This is a genomic window from Prescottella subtropica (genome assembly GCF_005434945.1).
Taxonomy (GTDB): Bacteria; Actinomycetota; Actinomycetes; order Mycobacteriales; family Mycobacteriaceae; genus Prescottella; species Prescottella subtropica.
In genome coordinates, this window is the sequence record NZ_SKCH01000024.1 from 1 (window position 1) to 23,540 (window position 23,540).

25 protein-coding genes and 1 pseudogene are annotated in these 23,540 nt (G+C 68.6%); 5 read left to right on the forward strand and 21 right to left on the reverse strand.

Annotation, left to right across the window (positions count from 1 at the left end; all coding sequences use genetic code 11):
* Positions 1–133: 133 nt before the first annotated feature.
* On the reverse strand, positions 134–802 hold the full coding sequence (locus E0497_RS16985) for a hypothetical protein (RefSeq protein WP_137725976.1): 669 nt from the start codon (positions 800–802) through the stop codon (positions 134–136).
* A gap of 104 nt (positions 803–906) precedes the next feature.
* Positions 907–1,533, reverse strand: a complete 627-nt coding sequence (locus E0497_RS16990) for a carbonic anhydrase (RefSeq protein ID WP_137725977.1) — start codon at positions 1,531–1,533, stop codon at positions 907–909.
* Between the two features lie 103 nt (positions 1,534–1,636).
* On the opposite strand from E0497_RS16990, the gene E0497_RS16995 reads away from it, so the two are divergent.
* Complete coding sequence (locus E0497_RS16995) at positions 1,637–2,527, forward strand: HhH-GPD family protein (protein ID WP_421958356.1); 891 nt, start codon at positions 1,637–1,639, stop codon at positions 2,525–2,527.
* 80 nt (positions 2,528–2,607) lie between these two features.
* Here E0497_RS16995 and E0497_RS17000 read toward each other — a convergent pair whose 3' ends face one another.
* Positions 2,608–3,345, reverse strand: a complete 738-nt coding sequence (locus E0497_RS17000; RefSeq protein WP_137725979.1) for an alpha/beta fold hydrolase — start codon at positions 3,343–3,345, stop codon at positions 2,608–2,610.
* A gap of 49 nt (positions 3,346–3,394) precedes the next feature.
* Here E0497_RS17000 and mhuD point away from each other — a divergent pair, with 49 nt between their 5' ends.
* From mhuD to E0497_RS17015, 3 genes are all read left to right on the forward strand, one after another.
* Positions 3,395–3,709, forward strand: a complete 315-nt coding sequence (mhuD, locus tag E0497_RS17005) for a mycobilin-forming heme oxygenase MhuD (RefSeq protein ID WP_137725980.1) — start codon at positions 3,395–3,397, stop codon at positions 3,707–3,709.
* Between the two features lie 241 nt (positions 3,710–3,950).
* On the forward strand, positions 3,951–4,145 hold the full coding sequence (locus E0497_RS17010; RefSeq protein ID WP_137725981.1) for a CbtB domain-containing protein: 195 nt from the start codon (positions 3,951–3,953) through the stop codon (positions 4,143–4,145).
* The gene (locus E0497_RS17015; protein WP_137725982.1) at positions 4,136–4,939 is read left to right on the forward strand and encodes a CbtA family protein; all 804 of its coding nucleotides are present in this window, start codon (positions 4,136–4,138) and stop codon (positions 4,937–4,939) included. Before E0497_RS17010 ends, E0497_RS17015 begins: the two co-directional genes overlap by 10 nt.
* Here the strand turns inward: E0497_RS17015 and E0497_RS17020 are convergent.
* From E0497_RS17020 to E0497_RS17040, 5 genes and pseudogenes are all read right to left on the reverse strand, one after another.
* Positions 4,936–5,661 carry a DsbA family oxidoreductase gene (locus E0497_RS17020; protein WP_170313000.1) on the reverse strand — a complete coding sequence of 242 codons (726 nt, stop codon included), beginning with the start codon at positions 5,659–5,661 and terminating at the stop codon, positions 4,936–4,938. The two genes, E0497_RS17015 and E0497_RS17020, sit on opposite strands and share 4 nt — an antisense overlap.
* A 75-nt stretch (positions 5,662–5,736) precedes the next feature.
* The gene (locus E0497_RS17025) at positions 5,737–7,113 is read right to left on the reverse strand and encodes an AMP-binding protein (RefSeq protein WP_137725984.1); all 1,377 of its coding nucleotides are present in this window, start codon (positions 7,111–7,113) and stop codon (positions 5,737–5,739) included.
* Positions 7,114–7,218: 105 nt separating this feature from the next.
* Complete coding sequence (locus tag E0497_RS17030; protein WP_137725985.1) at positions 7,219–7,869, reverse strand: response regulator; 651 nt, start codon at positions 7,867–7,869, stop codon at positions 7,219–7,221.
* Between the two features lie 42 nt (positions 7,870–7,911).
* Positions 7,912–8,703: pseudogene (locus E0497_RS17035) on the reverse strand (sensor histidine kinase); the annotation flags it as partial.
* A gap of 204 nt (positions 8,704–8,907) precedes the next feature.
* Positions 8,908–9,342, reverse strand: a complete 435-nt coding sequence (locus E0497_RS17040; protein WP_137725987.1) for an OsmC family protein — start codon at positions 9,340–9,342, stop codon at positions 8,908–8,910.
* Between the two features lie 124 nt (positions 9,343–9,466).
* On the opposite strand from E0497_RS17040, the gene E0497_RS17045 reads away from it, so the two are divergent.
* Entirely contained in the window at positions 9,467–10,060 is a 594-nt protein-coding gene (locus E0497_RS17045; RefSeq protein ID WP_241665939.1) for a nucleoside/nucleotide kinase family protein, read from the forward strand.
* Positions 10,061–10,140: 80 nt separating this feature from the next.
* On the opposite strand, the gene E0497_RS17050 is transcribed toward E0497_RS17045, so the two are convergent.
* The 13 genes from E0497_RS17050 to E0497_RS17110 all read right to left on the reverse strand — a co-directional run bounded on the left by E0497_RS17050 (position 10,141) and on the right by E0497_RS17110 (position 23,471).
* On the reverse strand, positions 10,141–12,678 hold the full coding sequence (locus E0497_RS17050) for an ATP-dependent Clp protease ATP-binding subunit (RefSeq protein WP_137725989.1): 2,538 nt from the start codon (positions 12,676–12,678) through the stop codon (positions 10,141–10,143).
* Positions 12,679–12,814: 136 nt separating this feature from the next.
* Positions 12,815–14,050, reverse strand: a complete 1,236-nt coding sequence (locus E0497_RS17055) for an acyltransferase family protein (RefSeq protein ID WP_137725990.1) — start codon at positions 14,048–14,050, stop codon at positions 12,815–12,817.
* Positions 14,047–15,804, reverse strand: coding sequence for a hypothetical protein (locus E0497_RS17060; protein WP_137725991.1), 1,758 nt, complete (start codon positions 15,802–15,804; stop codon positions 14,047–14,049). Before E0497_RS17060 ends, E0497_RS17055 begins: the two co-directional genes overlap by 4 nt.
* A 30-nt stretch (positions 15,805–15,834) precedes the next feature.
* Complete coding sequence (locus E0497_RS17065) at positions 15,835–16,776, reverse strand: esterase/lipase family protein (RefSeq protein ID WP_421958358.1); 942 nt, start codon at positions 16,774–16,776, stop codon at positions 15,835–15,837.
* An 81-nt stretch (positions 16,777–16,857) separates the two neighbouring features.
* A complete protein-coding gene (locus E0497_RS17070) occupies positions 16,858–17,211 on the reverse strand; it encodes a histone-like nucleoid-structuring protein Lsr2 (protein ID WP_137725993.1) in 354 nt (117 codons plus the stop codon).
* 130 nt (positions 17,212–17,341) lie between these two features.
* On the reverse strand, positions 17,342–18,853 hold the full coding sequence (gene lysS, locus E0497_RS17075) for a lysine--tRNA ligase (protein ID WP_137725994.1): 1,512 nt from the start codon (positions 18,851–18,853) through the stop codon (positions 17,342–17,344).
* A gap of 130 nt (positions 18,854–18,983) precedes the next feature.
* Positions 18,984–19,394 (reverse strand): rhodanese-like domain-containing protein, encoded by a 411-nt coding sequence (locus E0497_RS17080; RefSeq protein WP_137725995.1) that lies wholly within the window; start codon positions 19,392–19,394, stop codon positions 18,984–18,986.
* The gene (locus E0497_RS17085; protein ID WP_137725996.1) at positions 19,391–19,921 is read right to left on the reverse strand and encodes a cupin domain-containing protein; all 531 of its coding nucleotides are present in this window, start codon (positions 19,919–19,921) and stop codon (positions 19,391–19,393) included. Before E0497_RS17085 ends, E0497_RS17080 begins: the two co-directional genes overlap by 4 nt.
* Before the next feature lie 159 nt (positions 19,922–20,080).
* Positions 20,081–20,263 carry a hypothetical protein gene (locus E0497_RS17090; protein WP_137725997.1) on the reverse strand — a complete coding sequence of 61 codons (183 nt, stop codon included), beginning with the start codon at positions 20,261–20,263 and terminating at the stop codon, positions 20,081–20,083.
* Between the two features lie 44 nt (positions 20,264–20,307).
* Positions 20,308–21,120 (reverse strand): type III pantothenate kinase, encoded by an 813-nt coding sequence (locus tag E0497_RS17095; protein WP_137725998.1) that lies wholly within the window; start codon positions 21,118–21,120, stop codon positions 20,308–20,310.
* Positions 21,121–21,124: 4 nt separating this feature from the next.
* The gene (panD, locus tag E0497_RS17100) at positions 21,125–21,547 is read right to left on the reverse strand and encodes an aspartate 1-decarboxylase (protein ID WP_137725999.1); all 423 of its coding nucleotides are present in this window, start codon (positions 21,545–21,547) and stop codon (positions 21,125–21,127) included.
* A 31-nt stretch (positions 21,548–21,578) separates the two neighbouring features.
* Positions 21,579–22,523 carry a pantoate--beta-alanine ligase gene (panC, locus tag E0497_RS17105; protein WP_137726000.1) on the reverse strand — a complete coding sequence of 315 codons (945 nt, stop codon included), beginning with the start codon at positions 22,521–22,523 and terminating at the stop codon, positions 21,579–21,581.
* 18 nt (positions 22,524–22,541) lie between these two features.
* Positions 22,542–23,471, reverse strand: a complete 930-nt coding sequence (locus E0497_RS17110; protein ID WP_137726001.1) for a Rossmann-like and DUF2520 domain-containing protein — start codon at positions 23,469–23,471, stop codon at positions 22,542–22,544.
* Positions 23,472–23,540 lie beyond the last annotated feature (69 nt).

Consider the following 23,540-nt stretch of genomic DNA (forward strand, 5'->3'; position numbering starts at 1 on the left):
GGTACACCCGCGCGGATCTCAACGACTACTTGGCGCGGCTCCGGCGCCACGAACCGGACGCGCCTGCTCCGGAACTCGGGGAGGCCGCCTGACCCCCGACGAACTAACGCCGACGACCACTAGCGGCGAACCGTCAGGCGAAGTTGAACGGTTCCGGCGCGCTGCGGAGCTCACCGATCTGCGCGACGAGCGTGTAGGCGCCCGGCGGAACCTGGTTACGGGTGGTGGTGCACCCGGCGTCGGACGTCTTGCCCGACCACTTGACGGTGAAACGGGCCTGTCCACCGGGCTCGAGGACCTGCACCGCGGGATCGGCGTCCGGGTAGCAGTCGACGTTCGACCACAGCCGCTTGCTGCCGTCGAGGCTGTACACCAGCGCCCGCTGCAGGCCCGAACCCAGATCGCGTTCGCACGCGGCGGTCCCGATGTTGGTGATCGCGATCGTGAAACTCGGCTCGTCACCGATCCGGTACTGCGGCCGGTCAGGTGTCGCCTTGATCGCGAGGGACTGGTCGGCGCACGGTTCCGCCGCCGCGGCCGTCGTCGACGTCGCCGCCCCGGAGGTGCCGGTCGCGGCCGAGGTTCCCGACGCGTCACCGGTCGACGTGGGCGGCGCGCTCGTCTCGGTGGGCTCCGACGACCGGCCGGCGGCCGCCGACTCCGGAGAGTCACCGGAATCCCCGCCCGCGACCGCGGAGATGATCCACACCACCAGCGCGATCACCACCACGATCACGCCTGCCGCGAGGATGCGGCGGCGCCAGTAGATCTCCCGGGGCAGAGGTCCGTTCGGTTCAAGCACGACTCAACCGTAATTCCCTGCGGCCGACTTCGCTTCAGCGGTGTCGGCGTGTCGCCGGGTGCGCCGCCCCGGACATCCGCGGCGGCGCACCGGACGGACGGGTGTCAGGCGACGGTTTCGCCGATGTCGCCGATGACGCCGCGCAGCTTGATGCCGCCGTCGGCCAGCTTGTAGGTGACACCGACGATGGCGCACTTCCCGGCCTCGACCGCGTCGGCGATGATCCGCGACCGCTGCATCAGCAGTTCCGCGGTCTCCATGACGTGCCGGCCGACGAACTCGTCGACCTCGGTCACACCGTCCTGGCGGGCCTTGAGGATCGACGGGGTCACCCGCTCGACGATGTCCCGGATGAAACCACCCGGGATGTTGACGTTGTCGAGGGCGTCGAGGGTCGCCTTGACCGCGCCGCAGCTGTCGTGGCCGAGCACGACGATCAGCGGCGTGTTCAGCAATTCCACGCCGAACTCGATGGAGCCGAGGGTCGTGGAGTCGACGACGTGACCGGCGGTGCGGACGACGAACGAGTCGCCGAGCCCCTGGTCGAAGATGAGTTCGGCGGCGACGCGAGAGTCACCGCACCCGAAGATCACGGCCGTCGGATGCTGACCGTCGACCAGCTTCGCACGGTCCTCGATCCCCTGGTTCGGGTGGATCGGGGCGTCGTTGAGAAAGCGCTCGTTACCCTCTTTGAGGGCGTTCCATGCAGAAATCGGATTCGAATTGGGCATGACCTCATTTTGCACCCGGGCGGGTCCACCGGATCGGCGGGACCTGAATCGCCCCCCCTGATCGAACGACCCTGTGGGACACGGAGTAAGGATGGAAGTTTCAGTGCCGTCAGATCAACCGGTCGATACCGCCGCTCTGCTGCGGTGGTACGACGAGCAGGCCCGGGACCTGCCGTGGCGCCGCGAGAACGTGAGTGCCTGGCACATCCTCATGAGCGAGATCATGCTGCAGCAGACGCCCGTCGTCCGGGTCGCCCCGATCTGGGAGGAGTGGGTGCAGCGCTGGCCGGTGCCGTCGGCGATGGCGGCGTCGAGCCAGGCGGACGTGCTACGCGCGTGGGGCAAACTCGGCTACCCGCGGCGGGCGCTGCGCCTGCACGAGTGCGCGGGCGTGCTGGCCGCCGAACACGGCGACGTCGTCCCCGCCGACGTCGACGTCCTGCTGGGCCTGCCCGGCATCGGCGACTACACCGCCCGTGCCGTCGCCTGCTTCGCATACGGTCAGCGAGTCCCCGTGGTGGACACCAACGTTCGACGCGTCGTCGCCCGCGTCGTGCACGGCCGCGCCGACCAGGGCAACCCGTCTGCCAGACGCGACATGGCCGACGTCGACGCACTGCTGCCCCGCACCCGCGACCGTGCCGCCCGGTTCTCCGCGGCCCTGATGGAACTCGGCGCAACAGTGTGCACGGCCCGCACCCCGGACTGCGACGCGTGCCCGCTGCCGCGCTGCGCGTGGATCGCGGCCGGCCGGCCCGCCACCACTGGAGAGCCTCGCAAGGTGCAGAAGTTCGCCGGCACCGACCGTCAGGTGCGCGGCAAACTGATGGACGTGCTGCGCGCGAGCACCCGACCCGTCGAACGCGCCGAACTGGACCTGGTGTGGCTGCGCGATCCGGGGCAACGCGACCGGGCACTGCATTCCCTGCTCGTCGACGGACTCGTCGAACAGACCGACGACGGACTGTTCGCCCTCGCCGGCGAAGGCTCCTGACCTGCGTTTTGCGCACTTGTCGCTCGATTTCCCGGCACGCGGACCGCGACAAGTGCGCAAAACGCGGGCTACGGGAGGGGTCAGGGCAGGGAGCGGAGGAACCCCTCGACGGCCTCGCGGTACCGCTGCGGCTGATCGTCGTGGACGAGGTGCCCGGCCCGCTCCACCCATACGTAGCGGGCGTCGTGGCCGTCGAGCATCCGGCGCATCTGCCCCTCCGGGGTGATCGTGAACTCGCCCTCGATGAGCAGCGCCGGGGCGCGGACGGCGTCCCACTGCACCCAGAAGTCGCGGGTCCCCCACTCCTCGGAGATGTCCCGGAACGTCGCGACATCCCCGTGCAGATACCAGCCGTCGGGGCGCCGCTCGAACGAATCGAGGAAGTACCGGCCGGCGACCTCGCCGAAGTAGTCGAGCACCGACGCCTCCGTCGGGAACGGCTGCGGCCACCCGGAAACCATTGTCGCCCAGTCCTTCGCGGTGCGTCCTCGGAAGTCGGGCGCCATGTCCTCGAGCACCAGCGCACGGACCCGCTCCGGATACGCGGCCGCGAAACACCACGCGTGCAGGGCGCCCATCGAATGCCCGATCACCGTGAGCGGCTCGTCGATACCACCCAGCGCCGACGCCAGATCCTCGACGAACAACTCCGTCGTCGGCGCCCCGTCGATCGGACGTCCGTGCCCGGCCGCGTCGAACGTGTAGACGTGCCCGTGCCCGCGCAGCCACGACACGTGCCGCGCCCACGTCCGCGCACTACCCATCAATCCGTGCAGCAGCAGTATCGGCCGTCCGGTCCCACCCTCGTCGTGCAACACGGCACCGACGGTAGCCCACCGCCGACCGTGCCGGAGTACCGTCGCGCCCATGGCAGTCGTGAAGATCAACGCAATCGAGATCCCCGAGGGTGCGGGCCCCGAACTGGAGAAGCGGTTCGCCGCCCGTGCGGGCGCGGTGGAGAACTCCCCCGGTTTCCTCGGATTCCAGTTGCTGCGCCCGGTCCAGGGCGAGAACCGCTACTTCGTGGTGACGCAGTGGGAGTCCGAGGAGGCGTTCGCGGCCTGGCGTGACGGTGATGCCCGCGCCGCGCACGCCGGCCAGCGCGGCAAGCCGGTCGCGACCGGCGCGTCCCTGCTCGAGTTCGAGGTCGTGCTCGACGTGCCGGCGAAGTCCGAATCCTGATCTGTCCCACGACGTTCGGAGGAAATCGATAATTTCCGACTTTTCGGGCGCGGTGTCGATCGGCCGATTGACACCGCGCCCGACGGGATGCCAGAGTTCGCTCGACAGAGCGATGGTCGACGGTAATCCGGTGCATCATTCCGGAGCGGTCGCGCCACTGTGTTCGAGGGATCACTTCGAGAGCCAGACACCCCGGCCATCGCGACAACCTGGACGGGACGCGAAATCCCAGGAGGCACCGATGGCACTCACCTATTCCCCCGACACGTCGGCCCACTCGGCCGCGGTCGCCCTCGTCGCCGCAGCCGTGGTGCTGCTCGCGATGCTCGCCCTCTACCTGGTCGGATTCGATCAGGGCGCTATCTCCCGCAGCGGCATGTACATGCACGAACTGATGCACGACGGTCGGCACCTGCTGGGCGTGCCGTGCCACTGACCGTCACCACCGACACGTTCAAGACCCTCCTGTTCCGCGGCCTGCTTGCCGGCCTGATCGCCGGACTCCTGGCAGGCGCCGTCGCGTTCACGCTCGGGGAACCGCACGTACAGGCCGCGATCGAAATCGAAGAGGCAGCCGGGGCCGCCGACGTCGCGCCGCACGGACACGACGCCGACTCCGCACCCACTGCCTCCGCACCCACTGCAGAGTCGGAGGCACACTCGCACGGCGACGACGCCCTCGTCAGCCGCACCGGGCAGCGGTTCGGGCTGTTCCTCGCAACCGGATTCGCCGGACTGGCCCTCGGGGCGATCGTCGCCGTCGTCGTCCACTACGCGCGGCGGTTCACCACCCTACCCGGACCGCTGCTCGCAGCCTCGGTCGCCGGAAGCGGTTGGCTCGCAGTCGAAGCCGTCCCGTTCTTCAAATATCCGGCGAACCCGCCCGCCGTCGGCGATCCGGACACGATCGACGAACGGACCCTGCTGTGGCTCGCCACCGTGGCCCTCGGGCTGGTCGCCGTCGCGGCTGCCGTGTACGTCGGACGGAGACTGCTCGGCCAGGGCCTGGTGTCCGTCCGGGTGATCGGGCGGGTCGCCGCGTTCCTCGCGATCGTCGCGATCGGTTACCTCGCGTTGCCGACGATCAACGAGGTCGGCGACGACTTCCCTGCCACCCTGCTGTGGGAGTTCCGCGTCTCGTCGCTCGCCACGCAGGCCACCCTGTGGCTCGCGCTGGGACTGATGTTCGCGCTCCTCACCGAACGCGCGCACCGGCCGGTGAACCGCTAGATCGCACACCCGTCGACGGTGGCGCCCCCGGCCGTCGTGCCGGGGGCGCCACCGTTCGCGGCAGTCCCGTCGACGTCCCCGAGTGCCCGGCGCAACAGTTCGGCGAACACCTCGACCGACTGCGCACCCGACACCGCGATCCGCCGGTCCGCGACGAAGAACGGCACACCCGACACCCCCAGCCGACGGGCCGCGTCGAGATCGGCCCGCACCAGGTCGGCGGCGGTGTCCCCGTCGAGAGCGGCCGCCACGACGACTGCGTCCAGGCCGGCCGCAACCGCGATCTCCACCAGCACCGCGCGGTCGTCGATCACCCGACCCTCCGTGAAGTGGGCCCGGAACAGTGCCTCGAGCAGCACATCCCGCCGCTCCCCCGCCAGGTGCAGGAGTCGGTGGGCGTCGAACGTGTTGGCCGCGATCACCGTGTCGAAGTCCATCGTGAGACCGTCCCCGGCCGCGGTGGCCGCGACGTGCGCGAACATGGCTCGCACCTGCTCGGCCGGCATGCCCTTGTGCTCGACGAGGGCCTCGAGCTCACCGCGTCGCGCGCCGACCGGGGTGTCGGGTGCCAGCTGGTACGACCGCCACACCACCTCGATTCGATCACGCCGGGCGAACGCGTCCAGCGCGGCCGAGAATCGGCGTTTGCCGATGTAGCACCACGGGCAGGCGATATCGGACCACACCTCGATCGTGACGACGGGCAGGTCGGTTCCGGACAGGGCAGCATCGTTCTCGTTCGGCACAACGCATTCGAACACGCGGTGGCACCCGATTGTTCCGGCGGCCCGTGATGTTCAGTCGCGACGACCGCGGAGACGCCCGACATACCGCAGGTATTCGTCCTCCGGACCGTCGATCGTGAACACCTCCCCCGTCGCGAAGAAGCCCGCAGAATCGAACGGATCGCCGTCCCGCGCCGGATTCAGGTAGCCCACGAACACCGTCGGCCCCTTCACGTGCAGTTCGCCGGGAACACCCGGGATGTCGATCTCACCGGTCCCGTCGAGCCCGACCAGCTTCAGCGCGGTGCCGTCGGCGTACCCGGTCCTCGAGTACAGCACCGTCTGCGTCCCCAGCGGCGCGCCCGGATCCGACCGCAGCACGACGCCCTCGACCGTGCCGAAGTGGCCGACCAGTTCGATACCGTACTGCTCCTGCCACCGGCGGGCGGTCGCCGGCTCCAGAGGCCCCGCGCCCACCCCGATCCGGGTGAGCGTCGCCAGCTCCGATCGCCGTGCCTCGAGCGCCGTGAGCATCGACGGCCGGGCCACCGTGTAGGTGACCTTCTCGTCGGCGATCCGGAATGCGAGCGCATCCGGATCCGACGGCTCGTGTTGCACGAGAACACATCCCGCGACCAGCCACGGAAGCAGCGTGCCGGTGACCCCCGTCGCCGTCGACGACGCCACCGGGTTGAGCATCACGTCATCGGCTGTCAGGGACGCATCGACGACGACGGACCTGGCGAGCGCGAGGGATTCGTAGTGCGCGTGCGGCACCCCCTTCGGCGGCCCGACGGTTCCCGCCGTCCAGCAGATCGCCACACAGTCGTCCGGGTCGACGGTGCGTGCGGCCGCGTACGCAGCGACCCTGTCCGCGTCGACCGCGCTCGTCGTGGCCGGATCCGCGCCGGCGCCGTCGAGTCGGACGACCCCGTCCGGCAGACCGTCACCGAACGCGAGGATCGTGCGCAGGGTCGGGATCCCGGGGCGCAGCGCCGATACCCGGTCCGCGGCGCGCTCGTCCCCGATCCGGGCCGCCGTGACGAACGCACCCGCGCACGCCTCGTTGCAGGCGTCGAGAACCAGCGGATCGTCCGCCCCGATCGGCAACGGTGCGACGATCGCGCCGATCCGCCACGCGGCGAAGAACACGACGATCTGTTCGACGGTGTTGGGCAGTCGGACCGCGACGACGTCCCCCGCACGCACCCCGGCATCGAACAGCGCGACCGCCACCCGGTCCACCTCGGAGCCCAGTTCCATCCAGGTCAGGCGGGTCGCCGACACGTCCACGAACGCCGCCTTGTCGACCGGGTCGACCACCGCGAGGTGGGGGCCGCGTTCCCGGACCCGGTCGGCGAACAGACCCTGGACGGTGTCCCGGGTCCACGACCCCCGGGCCGTGTACTCGGCGACCCGTTCCTGTGGGTGGATCTTCAGACTCCCCATGCGTCGTCCCTTCTGCCCGTCCGACGGCAGCACCCACCACCGGACCGAAATGTGATCTGCATCACCATATGTACCACGGTGCGGCCTATAGTGACGGCCGGGGTGTCACGTCACCAGACCCGCCCGGAACGCCAGCAGTGCCGCCTCCACCCGGTTACGCGCCCCCAGCTTCCCGAAGATCGCCGACACGTGCGACTTCACGGTGGTCTCGCTCAGATACAGCTGCCTACCGATCTCCGCATTGGATTCGCCCCCGGCGAGCACCGTCAGAACGTCCCGCTCCCGCTCGGTCAGACACCCCAGATCCGGGCCCGACCGTCGCGGCGTGGACACCGCGGCAATGATGCGGCGCAACGACTCCCGGCTGAACAGGGCGTTTCCGGCCGCAACCGCGCGCACCGACTGATGGAACGTGCCCGGGGACGCGTCCTTGCTCAGGAAACTGTGCGCACCGGCCGCGACCGAACGGACGACCAGATCGTCGACGTCCATCGACGTCATGGTCACCACCCGCGGCGGATTCGGCAGGCGCATCAACGTCTGGGTCGCCTCGAGCCCACCGACCCGCTGCATCTTCAGATCCATCAGCACCACGCGGGGACGGCACCGCTCGACCGCCGGCAGCACCTCGTCGCCGTCGGTCGCATCACCGGCGACGACGATGTCGGGGACGGGACGGAAGATGTCGGCCAGGCCGCGGCGGACGAACGGATCGTCGTCGACGATCAATACGGGAATCACACCGGAATCTGTCATGGTCCGAACAGGATATGTTCCGGCACCGACAGGTTCACCGGGTCAGCCCGACCACGGCACCCAGCAACTCACCACGAATTCGTCGCCCACCAAGCCTGCCTCGAGTGCGCCCCCCACTTCCCGTGCCTGTTCCCCGAGCCCCTGCAGGCCCATCCGGGAACCCCCGTCGAACCGACTGGGCTCGGCACTGATCGCATTGCGCACATCGATGCGGATGCCGCACTCCGGGGCGCCGCGGACCACGACCTCGACCACCTGATCGTGCGCATACTTCTGGGCGTTGGTGAGTGCCTCCTGAACCACCCGGAAACAGACGTGCCCGGCCAACGTCCCGACATCACCCGGCGCGAGATCCGTCGAGAGGGTGCAGTGCAACCCGGCGGCGCGGGCGGACTGCGCCAACTCCGGCACCGCGTCGATCCCCTGGTGCCCCACCCGCTCCCGTGCCTCCGCGGTTCCGCGCAGGACACCCACAATGCTCTTCAGCTCGTCGAGCGCATCGTGGGCGGCCGCCCGGATCTGCGCCGCCGAGTTCGCCACCTTCTCCGGAGAATCGTCGGCATTGACCTGCAATGCGCTCGCGAACAACGAGATTCGGCTCAGACCCGCCGCCAGCGTGTCGTGCATGTCGCGCGCGATCCGGGCCCGCTCCTCGGCCCGGATCATCTCGTCGCGGACGCCGCCGCGCATACGCGCGAGCACCGCGAGAGCCACCACCGCTCCCAACAGGACCGCGGCCACCGACCACGGAATCCAGAGCGCCACATCGTACTGTTCCAGCACGCCCCCCTCGGGCTTCTGTGCGCGGATCGTGAGAACCGTCCCCTCCCTCGACGAATGTCCCCGCCGACCCCGCGGCGAGAACCCGATACGGATGCACCGTACGCACCGGCACCGACAAGTCGGCATCCGTCGAACGCAGGAGGCGGCATCCGACCGGAGGAGGAGCCGGCGGACCGATCCGCCGAAACGACGAGACGCCGTCCTTCTTCCGGAGGACGGCGTCGTCGAGAGTCAGAGCTGTGCGCCCGTCGAATGCTAGTCGAGTGCGGCGTCGAGGGTGATCGCGACGCCGGTCAGCGCCTTGCTCACCGGGCACGACTCCTTCGCCGCCTGCGCGACCCGCGCGAACCCCTCGGCATCCAGACCGTCGACCTCACCGCGCACCGTGAGCGCGATCCCCGTCAGCTTGAAACCCGGATCGTCCGGGCCGAGCGAGACGTCCGCGCGCACCTCGAGGCTCTGCGGGGTGCCGCCGGCCTCGGCGATGAGCGCCGACAACTGCATCGCGAAGCACGACGAGTGCGCGGCCGCGATCATCTCTTCCGGGCTGGTGGTGCCGCCCGCGTCGTCGGCCGCGCGCTTCGGGAACGACACCTCGTACGTTCCCACCCCGGAACTGGTGAACTCGACCTGGCCCGAACCCTGTTCGAGCGTCCCGGTCCACGCGGTGCGTGCGGTCCGTGTCGGCATGACGTCATCCTCCTGGCAGTAGTGGACGGTTCCGACTCCGACCGTACGCGGAAACACCGTCGGCCGGGGTCCGGTCCACCGGATGCCCGGCGCACACCCGGCGACTGGCATAGTCGTACCGATCATGACCGCCGACACCGATCGGACTCTCCCGACACTCGCCGAGAGTGCCGCCCGGATCGTCGCGCTCGCACGCACCGCACATCGACGCCGTCTCAGCCGCCGCGGCCGCGGACCGATCCTGATCGGTATCGACGGCCCCTCCGGGGGCGGAAAATCGACCCTGGCCGACCGGGTCTCCGCGGCACTCGACGACGCGCCGATCGTCCGGATGGACGACCTGTACCCCGGCTGGGACGGGCTGGCCGCGTCGGCGCCACTTCTCACCCGATGGGTTCTCGCCCCCGCCGCGCACGGCCGGATTCCGCGGTACCGGCGCTACGACTGGCATCGCCGCGCCTACACGGAGTGGCACGCGGTCCGCCGCCACCGCTACCTGATCGTCGAGGGCGCCGGATCGACCTGCGGTCCCGCCCGCAGGTACTACACGGTCCGGGTGTTCGTCGACGCCTCGGCCGGCGAGCGGATGCGACGTGCCCTACTGCGCGACGGCGACATGTTCCGGCCGCACTGGGATCGCTGGGCCCGGCAGGAGGCGGCACTGTTCGGGCCCGACCGGACGCGGCGCGCCGCACACCTCACGGTCGCAACGGGATAGATCGGCCCGTCGTGTCCGGCTGACGCACGACGACGCCCCGCACACTGCTGTGTGCGAGGCGTCGTCGATGCCCATGGACCCTACTCGGAGTCGGCTGCTCCCGACTTCGCCAGGTCGATCGGGACCTCGTCCGGCACGGTCACCGGCTTGTCCTCACCGCGGAACGTGAACTTCGCGTCCTCGCCGGCACCCTCGCCGTCCCAGCCCTCGACGTCCACGTGGACGATCTGGCCCGGGGTCAGCTCGTTGAAGAGGATCTTCTCCGACAGCTGGTCCTCGATCTCACGCTGGATGGTGCGACGCAGCGGCCGCGCACCGAGCACCGGATCGAAGCCGCGCTTGGCGAGCAGGGACTTGCCCTGCTCGGACAGCTCGATGCCCATGTCCTTGTTCTTCAGCTGCGTCGCGACACGGCCGATCATCAGGTCCACCATCTGGATGATCTCGTTCTGGGACAGCTGGTGGAAGACGATGATGTCGTCGATACGGTTGAGGAACTCGGGACGGAAATGCTTCTTGAGCTCGTCGTGGACCTTGAGCTTCATGCGCTCGTAGTTCGACTCGCTGCCCGACCCCTGCGTGAAGCCCAGACCCACGGCCTTCGAGATGTCCGCGGTACCCAGGTTCGACGTGAAGATCAGCACGGTGTTCTTGAAGTCGACCGTACGACCCTGACCGTCGGTGAGACGGCCGTCCTCGAGGACCTGCAGGAGCGTGTTGTAGATCTCCTGGTGGGCCTTCTCGATCTCGTCGAACAGGACGACGGAGAACGGCTTGCGACGCACCTTCTCGGTGAGCTGGCCGCCCTCCTCGTAACCGACGTAGCCGGGAGGCGCCCCGAACAGCCGCGACGCGGTGAACCGGTCGTGGAACTCGCCCATGTCGATCTGGATGAGCGCGTCGTCCTCACCGAACAGGAAGTTCGCGAGCGCCTTCGACAGCTCGGTCTTACCGACACCGGACGGGCCGGCGAAGATGAACGAGCCCGACGGACGCTTCGGGTCCTTCAGACCGGCGCGGGTACGACGGATCGCCTTGGAAACCGCCTTGACGGCGTCCTCCTGGCCGATGATCCGCTTGTGCAGCTCCTCCTCCATACGGAGCAGACGCGTGGTCTCTTCCTCGGTGAGCTTGAAGACCGGGATGCCGGTCCAGTTGCCCAGCACCTCGGCGATCTGCTCGTCGTCGACCTCGGCGATGACGTCCAGGTCGCCGGAGCGCCACTGCTTCTCCCGCTCGGCCCGCTGCGCGACGAGGGTCTTCTCCTTGTCGCGCAGGTTCGCGGCCTTCTCGAAGTCCTGCGCGTCGATCGCGGACTCCTTCTCGCGGCGCGCGTCGGCGATCTTGTCGTCGAACTCGCGCAGGTCCGGCGGTGCGGTCATCCGACGGATGCGCATTCGGGCGCCGGCCTCGTCGATGAGGTCGATCGCCTTGTCCGGCAGGAAGCGGTCGTTGATGTAGCGGTCCGCGAGGGTGGCCGCCGCGACCAGCGCGCCGTCGGTGATCGAGACACGGTGGTGCGCCTCGTAGCGGTCGCGCAGACCCTTGAGGATCTCGATGGTGTGCTCGACGGTCGGCTCACCGACCTGCACCGGCTGGAACCGGCGCTCGAGGGCGGCGTCCTTCTCGATGTACTTGCGGTACTCGTCGAGGGTGGTGGCGCCGATGGTCTGCAGCTCGCCGCGGGCCAGCTTCGGCTTGAGGATCGAGGCCGCGTCGATCGCGCCCTCGGCGGCACCGGCACCGACGAGCGTATGCAGCTCGTCGATGAACAGGATGATGTCGCCGCGGGTGTTGATCTCCTTGAGGACCTTCTTCAGGCGCTCCTCGAAATCACCGCGGTAGCGGCTACCGGCGACCAGCGAACCCAGGTCGAGGGTGTAGAGCTGCTTGTCCTTGAGGGTCTCGGGCACCTCGCCGTTGACGATGGCCTGCGCGAGACCCTCGACGACGGCGGTCTTGCCGACACCCGGCTCACCGATGAGGACCGGGTTGTTCTTGGTGCGGCGGGACAGCACCTGCATGACCCGCTCGATCTCCTTCGAGCGGCCGATGACCGGGTCCAGCTTGCCTTCCAGGGCAGCCTGGGTGAGGTTGCGGCCGAACTGGTCGAGGACCAGCGACGTCGACGGGGTACCCGCCTCGCTGCGGCTCGCACCGGCCTCCGCCGGCTCCTTGCCCTGGTAACCCGACAGCAGCTGGATCACCTGCTGACGCACCCGGTTGAGATCGGCACCCAGCTTGACCAGGACCTGGGCGGCGACGCCCTCGCCCTCACGGATCAGGCCGAGCAGGATGTGCTCGGTGCCGATGTAGTTGTGTCCGAGCTGCAGCGCCTCACGCAGGCTGAGCTCGAGGACCTTCTTGGCACGGGGAGTGAAGGGAATGTGACCGGACGGGGCCTGCTGCCCCTGGCCGATGATCTCCTCGACCTGGCTGCGGACACCTTCGAGGGAGATACCCAACGACTCCAGCGACTTCGCCGCCACACCCTCACCCTCGTGGATGAGGCCGAGCAGGATGTGTTCCGTGCCGATGTAGTTGTGGTTGAGCATCCTGGCTTCTTCCTGAGCCAGGACGACGACGCGCCGCGCGCGATCGGTGAACCTCTCGAACATCGCTCTCCCTCACATTTTCCAACGGTCCGGGCAGAGCATCGCGTCCCGCGATCTCCTGCCCTTCCGCTGCGTCTCGCTCCGGCACAACAGGCTGACGGCCTCCGGAACCGAAAGTTCCACGACCCCACTTCACACTCTAGTGGGCGCCCTTCCCGACCGCCGCTTCTCCACCCGGTGAACGAGCGGAGCCGACCTGCACGAATTCATCAACGCCGCAGGTCGTCGAAACGTTTCCCGGTCGCTGTACGCCTAGGGCGAACATCCCGGCGCGCGGCCCGTCGGGCACGACCCGCAGCAGTGTCCGGTGCAGCGCCCACGCGACCGGAATCGAGAACACCGTCGTGACCACGAAGACGCCGACCGTCGACCCCTGGAACGTGCGGTAACCGAGCATGTCGAGGACGAACGCCATCACCACCAGATGCACCAGGAACAGCTCGTACGAGATCTCCCCGAGCCACACCATCGGCGTCGACGCGCACAGCCGCCCGAACGGGCCCGGCCGGTCCCCGATCACCAGCGGCGCCATCAGCGACACCGCGAACAGCAGGAACAGCATCGACTTGACGACCGCATCGGTGGCGTCCAACGGCACGATCGTCGCCTCCCCGGCCAGCGGGGTGCACGCGAGCAGCAGGAAGTACAGCGCCAGCAGACCCGCGACATACGGATTGCAGTGCCGGATCGTCACGGACGCCAACGCCAACAGCATGCCACCCGCGAACCAGGCCACGAATCCCGGCAGCCACAGCCGGGCCGTGAACGTGATGTCGGTGTGGTGCGTGATCAGCGTCCACAGCGGCGTGACCGCCACCAGCACCGACAGTGCGGCCGCGAGCCGGACCGGATGCCACCGCCGCCGGCACACCCCCACCACGAGCACCCACCCGATCACCGGTAACAGCAGATAGAACGTGACCTCCACCGCGAGACTCCACGTCTGGGTGAGCCCGTCGTGCAGATGCCCGGGACCGTAGATCTGGGTGAGCGTCATGTTCCGCCAGAACCCGGGCCAGCCGCGGCCCGTCTCCCCCGCGTCGTCCCGGAACAGGTAGATCACGTACGTCGCGGCGACGACGATCCAGTACGCCGGCAGGATCCGCCGGGCCCGATGCCACAGATACGTCCGCGTCGACGGCAACGCCTGCCCGCCCGCCGCGGCCGCCAGCCACGGCCGGAACAGCAGGAACCCGGACAGGGCGAAGAAGACCGGCACCCCGATCTCGAGCCGGGACAGCGCCGTCCCGGCCAGGTCGTTCGTGTAGCGGCCCGTCCAGAACGCGGCGTGCGCGCCGACGACGAGCAGTGCCGCGACCGCGCGCAGCCCCGTCAGTGCCCGGATGTGGCCGGATACCGCGGCGGGTGCCGTCACGGGACCTCCTCGGTTGCGGGAACGACGGATCCGACGGGACCGGCACCGACACACACGGCCAGGCCCGGCGTCACCGCCCGCACCCGCACCGCGTCACCCGAGCCGATCAGCCGCACGAACACCTGGTTCAGGCCCGCCCGGACCGGCACCGACACGGTGTCGCCGCCCCCGTTCAACGACACCTCGACGACGCCGTCGACGCTCGCGAAATAGTTCAGGGCCGCCGTCCACTCCCAGTCGAGCAGCGGACCGTCGAGCGGCAGGTCGACCGGATCGGCCTCGCTCCGGTAGCCGCATCCGGGCACCGGTCCCTGACCGATCCGGCGGGTCGGGGTGACCACCGCGGGCACCAGGTGCCCGGTGTCGTCGAACAGTTGCAGCCGGCCCGTGGACCGCGCGAACTCGGGACGGTCCCGCAGCGGTCCGAAGATGCGGCTCGTCGTGTTGTGCGGGTACGCAACCGGCAACAACACGTAGAGCGACACCGCCTGGTCGAGGATCGGGGTGTCCCGGTCCGCGGCCAGTGCCGCCCGGCCGTTCGCGAGATAGTCGACCGTCGGATTGTCGCGCCACCGTTCGACGAACGCGACTGTCGACCACAGGCTGCTCGCGACGAACGCCGCGACCCCGGCCGCGACGAGCACCGGACGCGGACTCGGCAGTGGACGTATCCCGGGGCGGGCGGGTGCACGCACGATCAGCGCCCAGCCGATCACGATGACGACGGCACTGTCGGCGACGTACCGGAGCGTCTGCGCCAGTTCGTACGCGGTGTCGGGCCCGGACCGGGTCAGCACCATCGCGGCCTCGGACGCCGCGACGTAGCCGAGCATCGCCAGCCACACCCCGACCGTCCGCTGCCGGTACCGGACCGACCAGGTGGTCGCCGCGGCGACCACGACCCACCCGAGCACGACCAGCACGAGCGGCGGCGTCGCCCACGGCGGGCTCGGGGGCCAGCGGTCCCACGACCACGGCCCGCCCACCATCGTCGGCACCAGCCCCAGCGACGTGCCGTGGTGTACGAGGCCCGCAGTCTGCGCCGCGGACGGCAGCACCAGCCGGGACTGCGTGAAGAACAGGTACGTGCCCGCCCACACCGTGAGGACCGCCGCCAGCGGAATCCACAGCGCCCGCCCCCGCGCCCACGCCGCCCGGACCGGGCGAGCGATCCCGTCCACCCGGAACATCAGTGCGACGACCGCGAACGCCACGATCGGCACCAGCACCGACTTCTCGAAAAAAGTCAGCGACACCGCCGCGACCACCGTGCCGGACACCGCGTACCGGATGCGCCCGGTGCGGCACAGCCGGATCGCGTCGCCCGCCACCCACGCCAGGCCGATCTGCATGGGCAGCGAGTTCAGTCCCGCCGCCCACCACGCGAACGACGGCAGGGTCAGCGGCGCGAACAGGTAGAACGCCAGCGGCACCAGCAGCAGCGGCCGGTCCCCGAGCAGCAGACGCAGGACCCGCAGCACCGCGAGCGACGCGAGGACCTGCAACCCGAGCAGCGTCAGCGCCGGCACCAGCCAGTCCAGCGGTGCCACCGCCGTCGACAGCCAGGCGACGAGGAACGCCGCGGGCATGAAATGCCCGTCGTGGTCGTAGAGCAGGAACTCCCCCGACAGCGCCGGGTAGTGCCCGGCCCGGCTGATCAGGATCAGATCGTCCCAGTAGAAGTCACCGGTGAACGCGACCCGTCCGCGGACGAGTACCTGCAGCGCGACGAGTACCGCTGCCGCTACGCGCACGCACCACTCCTTCTCTCGGCCGGCGGGGCGTCAGCCGCCCGTGATGGGTGCGACGAACTGGCACGGCACCGGTCGCGGATGCTCCGGGTCCAGCGCATTGAGGACATACGCCGCGGCCACCGGTTCCGCCGCGATGGCCGCGTGCTCACCGTAGTTGGTGGCGCAGTCGTCCTGCACGACGACGTTGGTCGTGTCGGGGGCCTCGACGTACCCGCTGGTGAACGGCACGACCAGTTCGTCGTAGCGGGTCATGATGTTGGTGTAGGTGATCTGCGGCGCGTGGAGACCGCCGGCGCGCAGGTCGGTCAGGAAATCCGATCCCGTCACCATCTGAGGGCAGGCCGCGCACAGCGCCGCGAGTCCGTCGTCGACGAGCGAACCGGCCCCGAATCCGCGGACCGCATCGACCAGACCGGCCGCTCCGGCCACGTTCGTCCCGTTCCACAGTGGTGCCAGCGACACGTACCTGTCGACCTTGTCGGCGCCGCCGAGTCGCTGCACGTAGTACGCCGGCACGATCGTGCCCTGCGAATGCCCGACGAGATCGACCTTCCGCGCGCCCGTCTCCTGCAGAACACGGTCGACGAAATCACGCAGTTGCTCGGCACTGTCCTCGATGGGTTTCATTCCCCCGATCGCGGAAATCGGCCACGGCAGGTCGTCGAATGCCCCGTAGGTGAGCGCGAAGACGCAATATCCCTCGTTCGCGAGAAGCGGAGCGTATGTCGCCCAATTATCCTGACGGTTTCCGCCGGTCCCGTGCACGAGGACGACAGGATTCGGATGTTCCCGCGACGGCCGGCAGGACCAGTCGTCGGCACCCGGCGCAGACCCACCCGGATTGCCCAATTCCAGCGGGATTCCCGCAAGAAAGTTGTAGGACACCGGGTGCGCCTCCTGTGCCGATGCCGGCACGGTCACGCAAAGCAACGACAATATCGATACGGACACGCCTGCGATGAATCGCCTCAGCTGCACACCGCGGACACTAGCAGCTCGACTTTACGAGGGTCCGTATATCGTCAATCCGGTCGTGTCTCGGTGTGGCCCCGATCAGTGCGCGCTGTTGTACGCCTCGGTGACCTCCGCGGAGATACGTCCCCGCGACGACACCGTGTACCCGTTCCGACGTGCCCATTCACGAATCGCCGAGCTCTGCTCGCGATCCACCGTGCCGCGGGCGGACGACGTCGAACCCGTCGACGTCACCTTGCCGCCACGCCGGCGGTTGGTCGCCTTCCGCGCATGGGAAACCCACAGATCGAGTTGCTCACGCAGCTTGGCCGCATTATCCGACGACAGATCGATCTCGTACAGGACACCGTCCAGGCCGAACTCGACAGTTTCATCGGCGGTGGCGTCCTGATCGACGTCGTCGATGAGTGTGACAGTGACCTTCTTTGCCATGGGTCAATTCCCTTCCGAATGACGCGCCGCTACCTGGACCGATTGGTTCCAGACGCTAACTCGAAAGCGATACTACCCCCGAATCATCGACAATGATGACTCGGCAATATTCGGTGAATGAAATCCCCGGTCAGCGCGCCGACGGACGGACAATTGGGAACAGGATCGTTTCACGGATTCCCAATCCGGTGAGCGCCATCAGCAGACGGTCGATTCCCATACCGGTACCCGTTGTCGGCGGCATCCCCTGCTCCATCGCGGCGAGGAACTCCTCGTCGAGAACCATCGCCTCGTCGTCGCCGGCCGACGCCAGGCGCGCCTGATCGACGAACCTTTCCCGCTGGATGATCGGGTCGACCAGTTCGGAATAGCCGGTCGCGAGTTCGAATCCGCGAATGTAGAGGTCCCACTTCTCCGTCACACCCGGCAGATCACGGTGCTGACGTGTCAGCGGCGACGTCTCGACCGGGAAGTTCCGCACGAACGTCGGCGCGAACAGCTGATCGCCGCACTGGTGCTCCCACAGCTCCTCGACGAGCTTGCCGTGGCCGTAACCCTTGTCCTTCGGAACCTCGAGGCCCACCTTCGCGGCGAGCGCCAGCAGCTCCTCGACCGACGTGTCCGGGGTCACCGGGACACCGATGGCCTCGGACAGCGACGGATACATCTCCATCGTCTTCCACTCGCCGCTCAGGTCGTACTCGGTGCCGTCGGCGAGAGTGACGACCTGGGTGCCGAACGCGTTCTGCGCGACCTCCTGGACGAGTTCGCGGATCATCGTCGCCGAATCGTCGTACGTGCCGTACGCCTCGTACGTCTCGAGCATCGCGAATTCCGGCGAGTGCGTCGAGTCGACACCCTCGTTGCGGAAGTTGCGATTGATCTCGAAGACCTTCTCGATACCGCCGACGACGCAACGCTTGAGGAACAGCTCCGGCGCGATCCGCAGGTACAGGTCGATGTCGAGGGCGTTCGAATGCGTCACGAACGGGCGCGCGGCCGCGCCACCGTGCAGGGTCTGCAGCATCGGCGTCTCGACCTCGAGGAAGCCGCGGCGCTCGAGTGCGTTGCGCAGCTCGCGCACGACGGCGACACGCTTACGGGCATTGTCCCGGGCCTCGGGACGCACGATGAGGTCGGCGTACCGCTGCCGGACGCGGGACTCCTCGCTCATCTCCTTGTGCGCGACGGGCAGCGGACGCAGCGACTTGGCCGCCATCTGCCACTCGTCGGCCATCACCGACAACTCACCGCGCCGCGAGCTGATCACCTCACCGTGCACGAACACGAAGTCACCGAGGTCGACGTCGGACTTCCACGCCGCGAGCGCATCCTCGCCTACATTCGCGAGGCTCAGCATCGCCTGCAACTGGGTGCCGTCACCCTCCTGCAGCGTCGCGAAGCACAACTTGCCGGTGTTGCGGACGAAAATGACACGTCCGGCCACACCCACGACGGTGCCGGTGGCGGTGTCGGGCTCGAGCTCGGGGTACTGCGCGCGGATCTCCGCGAGGGAATGAGTGCGCGGGACCGACACCGGGTACGGTTCCCGGCCCTCGTCCAGCAGACGCTCCCGCTTCTCGCGGCGGATCCGGAGCTGCTCGGGGGTGTCGTCGACAGGCTGAACTGGTGCTTCACTCACGGGGACCAAGACTATAGGGCCGTAGCCGGACGATGTGTTCCCGGTGGCGTGAACCACTCCTCTTCGGCCGAATGTCACATGCGTTCAGTCGGACTGAACCGATGTGACATTCGGCCACGGAATCGGGGGTTCAGTGCGCGGCGACTGCGGCCAGTTCACGGACGCAGTGCCGCTGGCCGATCAGGACACCGAGCAGACCGGCCGCCTTCAGTGCCCGGTAGCCGCCGGCCAGTCCGCTCGTCCGGTGCAGTCCGATCCGCCGCAACGACGCGACCGCAGCATCGGACGCCGCCCCGTCGGAGCTCACGATCACCCATTCGACATCGTGGTCGACGGCGAGCGCGAGACGCCCGGCACCGGCCGGATCGACACGCTGCTCGAGGACGTCCGACTCGATCGCGAGGGCACCGGGCAGCGTGCCCTCGAGCACCCGCACGGACTGCGGGCGGATGTCCACGAAGATCGCGCCGCGGCGCACCGTCTCCCCGACCTCGAACACGGTCAGCCGGTCGACACTGGCAGCGAACGTAGCGGTGGTCATGCGAGGTCTCCTTCGGGCAGGTCGGTCAGCTCGGTGCGGGTGCGTCGCAGCGACCCGGAATCGGTGACCTCGTAGTAGGACACGGTGGTGAGCGGCCGCGAATACGCGTGCACGCTCAGCGCGGGCTCGGCGACGGTTCCGGGCGTGCGGACGACGTCGTGCACCCAGCCGGCAGGGAACGCGGCCTGATCACCGGATTCGAGAGTGCGGTGGCGCAGTTCCCCGTCCACCCAACGGTATTCGGAAAGGCTGCCGCCGAGCACCGTCAGGGCACTGGAAGTGCTTGCGCGGCCGTGCAATTCGATACGACGACCGCGGGGGCGACTGACCAGCCAGACATCGACGGCATCATCGCTGCGCAGCCGCACCGACCACAGTTCCCGCACCGGGAACGCTGACGGCAGCAAGTGGTCGTAGCGGCCGTCGAGAACATCCGACGCACCCTGGTCGGTGATACGCAGCAGATCCGCCGGCCGCAGCGCGGCGGAAGTGGACGCAGATGCGTCGACAGAAAAAGCAGAAAGCATGAGTCGAAACTCCAGGAAAGTGAAAATTGATCGAGGCAGCGGTCAGCCTCGACAACACTCCTGGGCACTCATGCAACGGAACACGTCGAACAGTGTGCCACACCGAGACCGGCCGCGGAAGTACCCGAACGAATCTCGTTCGACTGCGACGACGCGTCCCTACCCGCAGGAATCGCCGCTACCGTCGCACCCGGATGCGTGCACCGGCCAGGTCTCGTGCCGGTCCGGGTCCACGCCGACGATCCGTAGGGCATGCTTCGACGCCTCCGGCAGGTCGGCTGCGGTCACGCCGCAGGCCAGTTCCTTCGCCGCTCCGAACGCGACGTCGCTCACGACGAGCATCCCGACTTCCCCGAATCGGCGCTTGCCGGTCGCGCTTCGAGTCTTCAGATCTCCGTGCGCCTGGCGCCGCGCCGGGCGAGGTTGCGTTCGTACACCAACCGCAGGCCTTCGAGTGTCAGGTCCGGTTCGTGGTGTTCGACGGTCTCGCATTCCGGCATGATCAGTGGTGCGCTCTCGCCGGTCGCGATCACGGACACGTCGGATCCGCCGAATGCGGTGAGTTCCCGGCGAACTCGGTTCACGAGGCCGTCGACGAGGCCGGCGAATCCGAAGACGGCACCGGCCTGCATGCATTCGACGGTGTTCTTGCCGATCACCGATCGCGGCCGGACCAGTTCCACCATGCGCAGGGCCGCGGACTGCGATGCCAGCGCGTCGGTGGAGATTTCGAGTCCGGGCGCGATGGCGCCGCCGAGGAACTCGCCCTTCGCCGACACGACGTCGACGCACGTCGACGTCCCGAAGTCGACGACGATGCATGGGCCTTCGTAGAAGTGGTGCGCGGCAAGGCTGTTGACGATCCGGTCGGCGCCCACTTCCTTGGGGTTGTCCACGAGCAGCGGCACCCCGGTACGCACTCCGGGTTCCACGACGACGTGCGGGACATGGTCCCAGTAGCGGCCGAGCATCACGCGGATCTCCCGCAGCACCGACGGCACCGTCGACAGCGCGGCGACACCGGTGATCTGCTCGACGTGGGCGCCGAGCAGTCCCCGGAAGGTGAGCGCCAGTTCGTCGGCGGTCATCCGCGCGTCGGTCCGCATGCGCCAGTCCCGCACCAGCTTCGCATGGGAGCCTGCGCCGGTGAAGAGTCCGAGAACGATGTCGGTGTTCCGGACGTCGACGGTGAGGAGCACCGCTCTACACCAGGCTGGAGAGCATCCGCGGCGTGATCAGACCCGACCCCTCGGGGGCGTGTGCCGGATCGGTGCCGAGTTCGACCGGCTTGTTGTCGCCGTCGACGAACACGACGTTCGGGGCGTACTCGCGGATCTCCGCCTCGTTCATCACGCCGTACGCGATGATGATGACGAGATCACCCGGGTTGACGAGATGCGCTGCAGCGCCGTTGATTCCGATGACGCCGGTGCCGCGTTCCCCCGCGATCGCGTACGTCTCGAGGCGGGCACCGTTGTCGATGTCGACGATCGTGACCTGCTCCCCTTCGAGCAGATCCGCGGCGTCCAGCAGGTCCTGGTCGATCGTCACCGAGCCGACGTAGTGCAGGTCGGCGTGGGTGACTGTGGCCCGATGAATTTTCGACTTCATCATGGTGCGCAACATGTTCGGTCCTTCGGTAGTCGTCGGGAAGAGATCAGAAGATGTCGGGGGCGGTGGGATCGCCCGCCTGCGTGTCACGTTCGAGGAATCCGGTACCGACCGCGACACCGACGTTGTCGATCAGCCGGGTGGATCCGATGCGGGCGGCGACGAGCAGACGCCCGTCACCGCGCTCGGGCGCCGGGCCCAGGTCCACACCGCGCACCTCGAGGTAGTCGACCTCGATCGCGGGCACGGTCGCGAGCACCTCACGCGCGGTCGCGACGATCGCGTCGGCGCCGCCCGCAGCGGCGTGCGCGCCCGCGACGAGCGCCGCGGACAGGGTCGTGGCGAGTCCGCGCTGCTCGGTGTCCAGGTAGCGGTTGCGTGACGACAGCGCCAGTCCGTCCTGCTCGCGCACGGTCGGGACCCCGAAGATCCGCACGTCGAAGTTCAGGTCGACGACCATCTGCCGGATGAGCGTGAGCTGCTGGTAGTCCTTCTCCCCGAAGAACGCGGCGTTCGGTGCGGCGATCTGCAGCAGCTTCGCGACGACGGTGAGCATGCCTGCGAAGTGCGTCGGCCGGCTCTGCCCTTCGAGTTCGGCGCCGAGCGGGCCCGGCTGCACGGTGGTGCGCGGCCCGGCCGGGTACATCGCGGCCGCGTTCGGCGCGAACACCAACTCGACACCGGCCTCGCGGAGCAGGTCGAGGTCGGCGTCGAGGGTGCGCGGGTAGGCGTCGAGGTCCTCGTTCGCACCGAACTGGAGCGGGTTGACGAAGATCGACACGATCACGACGGCACCGGACAGCTTCGCCTGCCGGACCAGTTCCAGGTGCCCCTCGTGCAGTGCGCCCATCGTCGGGACGAGCGCCACCTGGCGGCCGACGCCCCGCAGTGCCTTCGACACCCGCGTGAGGATCGCCGGGTCGTGGTGCACGGTCAGTTCGCCGCGCTTGTATCCGCCCTGCAGTGCAGACGTTTCGGTCACCGTGCTCATTCCTTGCTCATTTTCTGCTCAATCCCGATCTTCGAGAACATCCATCAGTTCCGGCTTCGCCGCGGTGCGCTGCGCGGTCCGCAGCGACAGGGCCCGGTACCCGGCGGCCAACTGCGGGTCGACGTCCGTGAGGACGTCGAGGTGCTTCGCGACGGCGGCCGCGTCGCCCCGTGCGACAGGCCCGGTCAGGCCGGCCTGGCCGCGTCGCAGCGCGTTGTCGAGGGCCGCTGCCAACAGCGGCCGCAGCACGCGCTCCGGCAACCCGTTCGGGTCGTCGCCGACGAGTTCCTGCCCCAGCAGTTCCTGCCCCTCGAGCGCGACGCGCAGTGCTTCGACGGCGTCGACGACGAGCGTCACCAGATGATTGCTGCCGTGTGCGAGGGCCGCGTGGTAGAGCGACCGGAGATCTTCCCGGACCCGGACCGGTTCGCCACCGATCTCGAGGACGAGCGACTGGCCGATCGCGTAGCCGATGTCGTCGGCCGCGGTGATGCCGAAGCACGCGTCCGACAACCGGACGGTGTCCTCGGCGTGACCGGTGAAGGTCATCGCGGGATGGATCGCGAGCGGAACGATGCCGTGGGAGGTGAGCGGCGCGAGAATGCCGATACCGTTGGCTCCGGACACGTGTACGACGATCGTGCCCGGGCGCACGGACTCGGTAGCGGCCAGGCCCCTGACCAGACCGGCAAGTTCGTCGTCGGGGACGGCGAGCACGAGCAGTTCGGCGCGGGCCGCGACATCGTCCGCCGGCAGGATCTCGGCGTCGGGAAGACGCGTCTCGGCGCGGTGGATCGAGGCGTCGGACACCGCGGAGCAGGCGACGACCAGATGGCCGACGCGCTCGAGCGCGGCACCGATCGCTGTCCCGACTCGTCCCGCCGAGACGATACCGACCGTCAATCGTGCGGGCGCGGGACCGTTGGTGATCCCGAAAGAGGTCCCCAAGGAGGCCACTGTCGTCCTCTCGTTCGTTCCAGTCCCGCTCGGCGGGTACCAGACGTCCTGCGGAGAGGA